Here is a 3,346-nt window from a genome sequence, read left to right as displayed (position 1 = left end):
CCGTGTCGCGGCATAAAGCGGCGGCAATGTCGGATAACCGCCAAAGCCGACGACGGCTTCCGGCTTGATCCTGGCGATGATCTTCGAGGCCTGCCGCACACCGCGCCAGATCGTCCAGAAGGCCGACAGCACCGCCAGCGGATTCTTCGAGCCAAGCGTCGCCGACTGGATCGGATGGATGTTGACAGCCGGGAACTGGCCGGAATAGCGCTCGGCGCGATGGTCGGTGGCCAGATGCACCTTCCAGCCGCGCTCATTGAGCTCATGTGCCAGCGCTTCGGCCGGGAAGAGATGTCCGCCCGTGCCGCCCGCCGCCAGAAGGATCACACCCCGCGACATATCACTCCGCCGGCATGGCGCGCTGCGGGAAGGAAAAACCCATCTGCTTGCGCTTCTCGGGCCGCCTGCGCGTCAAGGCCAGCACCATGCCCATCGAGATGGCGATGGCGATCTGCGAGGAGCCGCCATAGGAGATGAACGGCAGCGTCATGCCCTTGGCCGGCATCAGTTGCAGGTTGACGCACATGTTGATGGCCGACTGCAGGCCAAACACCGTGACCAGACCGCCAACGGCATAGCGCGCGAAGTCGTCGTGTTCCTTGAGCGCGGTGTTGAGGCCGCGCAGCACGATGAAGGCGAAGATCGACATAATGAAGAAGCACATCACCAGCCCGAACTCCTCGCCGGCGACCGAGAAGACGAAGTCGGCATGACTGTCGGGGATGACCCGCTTGACCGTGCCCTCGCCCGGGCCGACGCCGAACCAGTGGCCATTGATCAACGCCTCGCGCCCCATGTCGACCTGGAAGGTGTCGCCCTCGCCGGTCAGGAACTTGTCGATGCGGGCGGCGACGTGTGGAAACACGGTATAGGCGGCGAACAGGCCGCTGACGCCGGTGACGCCGAGCGCGATGATCCACAGCCACGGCAGGCCCGCCATGAAGAACATGACCCCCCACGTGCCGGTCACCAGCATGGTCTGGCCAAGGTCGGGCTGGGCGACGAGAAGCGAGACGACCAGAACCAGGAGCAGCAGGGCAAACAGATTGCCGGGAATGTCGGGCTGGCGCTTGTGCTCGGCGAAGAGCCATGCGCAAACGATGACGAAGGCCGGCTTCAGGAACTCCGACGGCTGGATGGAGAGGCCGGCAAGCGATACCCAGCGCCGCGCGCCTTTGACCTCGACGCCGACATAGAGCACCGCCACCATCAGCACCAGCATGGTGCACAGGATCACCAGCGCCATGCGCCGTATCTGCCGCGATTCCAGGAAGGAGACGGCGAGCATCACGCCGAGCGCCGGCACGGTGAAGATGATCTGCCTGGTGGCGAAGTGGAAGCTGTCTAGGCCGATGCGTTCGGCCACCGCCGGGCTCGCCGCGAAGGAGAGCACGATGCCCAGACCCATCAGCGACAGGAATGCCGCCAGGAACCAGCGATCGATCGTCCACCACCAGGTGGCTACCGGACTTTTGTCGAGACGGCTTTGCATTAACGTGCCCCTCCGATGGGTTTCACGCCATCTATAGCGCTCGCAGCTTGCCTGAAGGCTTCGCCGCGCACTTCGAAATTCTTGAATTGGTCGAAACTGGCGCAGGCGGGCGACAGCAGCACGACCGCCTCGCCGCCATCGTAATTGGCGGCGTCGCGCGCGGCATGCTCGACAGCCGCCACCAGCGTACCGGAGATCTCGTAGGGCACCGCCTCGCCCAGCGTCGCCGAGAAGGCGGGTGCCGCCTCGCCGATCAGATAGGCCTTGGCGATGCGCGGGAAGAAGCCGCGCAGCGGCTCGATGCCGCCTTCCTTGGGCAGGCCGCCGGCGATCCAGTAGATGCGGTTGAAGCTGGACAGGGCTGGAGCCGCCGCATCGGCATTGGTCGCCTTGGAATCGTTGACGAAGAGCACATGGCCCTTGCGGCCGACCTGCTCCATGCGATGCGCCAGGCCCGGAAAGCTTTCCAGCCCCGCCTGGATCTCGCCGAGGTCCAGCCCGACCTTGAGACAGGCGGCGACCGCGGCCAGTGCGTTCTGCGCATTGTGCTGGCCGCGTAGCGAGCCGATACCTTCCAGGAAGGCGACACGACTGTAACGGCCATGCACGGCTTCCATCAGGTTGCTGCCATCGGCGAAGTAGCCGTCGGTCAGCGGAAGGCGCTTGGAAATGCGGATGACCGGCCTGCCGGCGCGCTCCAGCCGGTCGGCGATCTGCGCGCACCAGGAATCGTCAACGCCGACGATTGCCGTCTCGCTACCGGCCACCAGCCGCTCCTTGATCGAGGCGTAGTGCGCCATGGTGCCGTGGCGGTCGAGATGATCGGGTGTCAGGTTGAGCAGGATGCCGGCCGTCGGATTGATCGAGGGCGCGAGGTCGATCTGGTAGGAGGAGCATTCGACGACGTAGTGGCGTCGCTCTTCCGGTGGATCGAGCGTCATGATGGCGCGGCCGATATTGCCACCCATCTGCGTGTCGCGCGCCGCCGATTTCAGGATATGCGCGGTCAGCGCCGTGGTCGTTGATTTGCCGTTGGTGCCGGTAATGGCGATGAAGGGAGCCGTCGGCGCCCGCAGGATCCGCTCGCGGCAGAACAGCTCGATATCGCCGATGACCTCGACGCCGGCGCCCCGCGCGAGTTCCACCGTCCAGTGAGGCTTCGGATGCGTCAGCGGCACGCCGGGCGACAGCACGAAGGCGGAGAAGCGCGACCAATCGGCACCGTGCAGGTCCCCCGTCGCGATCCCGGCGGCGGCGGCCTTGGTGACGCTATCCGGATTGTCGTCCCAGGCAAGGATGTCGGCCCCGCCGGCGATCAGCGCATGCGCGGTCGCGATCCCCGAACCGCCGAGCCCGAAGAGCGAAACGCGCTTGCCTGAAAAGGATGAGGCGGGGATCAAGCGGCGGCCTATCTGAGCTTGAGGGTCGACAGGCCGACCAGCGCCAGGATCACCGCGATGATCCAGAAGCGGATCACCACCTGGCTTTCGGTCCAGCCGAGCTTTTCGAAATGATGATGGATCGGCGCCATCAAGAATACGCGCTTGCCGGTCATCTTGAAGTAGCCGACCTGGATGATGACCGACAGGATCTCGACCACGAACAGGCCGCCGACGATAACCAGCACAATCTCGTGCTTGGTCGCGACCGCGACCGTGCCGATCAGTCCGCCCATCGCCAACGAGCCGGTGTCGCCCATGAAGATGGCGGCCGGCGGCGCGTTGAACCACAGGAAGCCGAGGCCGGCGCCGATCACCGCGCCAAGCACCACCGCCAGTTCGCCGGTGCCGGGAACGAAGTGGATCTGCAGATATTCGGCGAACACGGCGTTGCCGGAAAGATAGGCGATAACGC

General features: G+C 65.2%; 4 protein-coding genes. All 4 read right to left on the bottom strand.

The features are described from left to right. On the bottom strand, positions 1-339 hold a 339-nt coding region (locus EN745_RS32225; RefSeq protein WP_189363232.1), incomplete at its 3' end, for a glycosyltransferase. A gap of 1 nt (position 340) precedes the next feature. Then, positions 341-1,492 (bottom strand): putative lipid II flippase FtsW, encoded by a 1,152-nt coding sequence (gene ftsW, locus EN745_RS32220; protein WP_126053897.1) that lies wholly within the window; start codon positions 1,490-1,492, stop codon positions 341-343. Next, complete coding sequence (murD, locus tag EN745_RS32215; protein ID WP_127423115.1) at positions 1,492-2,892, bottom strand: UDP-N-acetylmuramoyl-L-alanine--D-glutamate ligase; 1,401 nt, start codon at positions 2,890-2,892, stop codon at positions 1,492-1,494. Before murD ends, ftsW begins: the two co-directional genes overlap by 1 nt. An 8-nt stretch (positions 2,893-2,900) precedes the next feature. Then, on the bottom strand, positions 2,901-3,346 hold a 446-nt coding region (gene mraY / locus EN745_RS32210; RefSeq protein WP_127423114.1), incomplete at its 5' end, for a phospho-N-acetylmuramoyl-pentapeptide-transferase.

The organism is Mesorhizobium sp. M4A.F.Ca.ET.022.05.2.1, assembly GCF_003998845.1.
Lineage (GTDB): Bacteria > Pseudomonadota > Alphaproteobacteria > Rhizobiales > Rhizobiaceae > Mesorhizobium.
The sequence above is the reverse complement of the archived record's forward strand: the minus strand, read 5'-3'. Positions and strand labels throughout refer to the sequence as shown.